This is a genomic window from Microcoleus sp. B6-A1 (genome assembly GCF_036705085.1).
In the GTDB taxonomy this organism is placed as follows: domain Bacteria; phylum Cyanobacteriota; class Cyanobacteriia; order Cyanobacteriales; family Microcoleaceae; genus Microcoleus.
In genome coordinates, this window is record NZ_JAUBTU010000198.1 from 139 (window position 1) to 1,264 (window position 1,126).

A 1,126-nucleotide genomic window follows, 5' to 3' on the forward strand; every position below is an offset into this window, starting at 1 on the left:
GAAAAATTGAACAGGCAAGATGCCTGTTCCACTAAAGTTTCAATGTTTTGTGGAACGGGCATCTTGCCCGTTGCTAATACCGAAAAATTGAACAGGCAAGATGCCTGTTCCACTAAAGTTTCAATGTTTTGTGGAACGGGCATCTTGCCCGTTGCTAACACCGAAAAATTAAATCTACAATTGATATGACAAAAGCCATCAAAATTGCTAAAACTTTGCTAGTTACCTACTATGCTTATATGCTCGAATACCGGGCGGAATTGTTTTTGTGGGCCCTGTCGGGAGCTTTGCCGTTTATCTTGATGGGCGTCTGGATGCAGGCGGCTGAAACTGGTCAATTTGGGCTGAATTCGATCGACTTTGCCCGTTATTTTTTAGCCGCTTTCATTGTCAGGCAAACAAATGTAGTTTGGGTGATTTGGGAGTTTGAAAAGGAAGTAGTGCAAGGCAGGCTATCTAATAGATTGTTGCAGCCTCTCGATCCCGTATGGCATCACTTTGCCTCTCACGTTTCCGAAAGGTTTGCGAGGCTGCCGTTTGTATGCGGATTAGCGCTGCTGTTTTTTGCACTTTACCCGCAGTCTTTTTGGCTGCCGAGTTTGGGCAGGTTTTTGCTGTTTTTGTTGGTTATCGTCTTGGCTTTTTGCTTGCGGTTCTTGATCCAGTATACCTTTGCGCTGTTTGCTTTTTGGCTGGAAAGGGCAAGTGCGATCGAGCAATTCTGGTTTCTAATTTACCTGTTTTTATCGGGACTTATCGCGCCGCTACAAGTGTTTCCTGCACCCGTGCGCGAAGTAGTTTTGTGGACGCCGTTTCCTTATTTGATTCATTTTCCCGCTTCTATCTTGATCGGATTGCCCGTAGATTTAGGCCGCGGTTTGTTGGTAATGTTGGGTTGGAGTGCGGTGTTTTTTGTGTGGAATCGCTGGCTTTGGCGGCAGGGCTTGAAGCAGTATTCCGGCATGGGCGCTTAAATAATCATTAAAAATTATCAAATTGTAAGGTGCATCACAGTAAAATATTAATCGTTTTGTCAATAAAGACTTACGTGACGCACCCTACTTAGGATCGCGAATTAAATAACTTACAATTTTAATTGTTATTGTGGGATGGGCGTCCCGCCCGT

1 protein-coding gene is annotated in these 1,126 nt (G+C 44.4%); it reads left to right on the forward strand.

What is annotated here, in order from left to right; genetic code table 11:
* Positions 1 to 185: 185 nt before the first annotated feature.
* Entirely contained in the window at positions 186 to 974 is a 789-nt protein-coding gene (locus tag QUB11_RS31170) for an ABC-2 family transporter protein (RefSeq protein ID WP_333207555.1), read from the forward strand.
* Positions 975 to 1,126 lie beyond the last annotated feature (152 nt).